Here is a 309-nt window from a genome sequence, read left to right on the forward strand (position 1 = left end):
CGCCGAGTTTCTGCGACGCCGTGGACAGCGTTTCAATCTTCGCGTCAATGCTGGCCTTGTCGCTCGCCGTGCTCTTGAGCGCTTCTTCAAGATCCTTCAACGCAGCTTCGATCTGTTCCTTCTCGGCTGCTTCAATCTTGTCGCCGTACTCAGCCACGGCCTTCTTCGTGCTGTGCACCAGGGCGTCGCCCTGATTGCGCGAGTCGGCCAGTTCACGCAGACGATGATCTTCGTCAGCGTTCGCTTCAGCATCCTTCACCATCTTGTCGATCTCGGCGTCAGACAGACCCGAGTTCGCCTTGATGACGA

Annotated in this window: 1 protein-coding gene; it reads right to left on the bottom strand. The window is 57.9% G+C overall.

What is annotated here, in order from left to right; genetic code table 11:
- The coding region (locus ACRXB1_RS37560; protein WP_449494961.1) for an Hsp70 family protein at positions 1-309 on the bottom strand (309 nt) is incomplete at both ends.

Source organism: Caballeronia sp. M23-90, assembly GCF_053574605.1.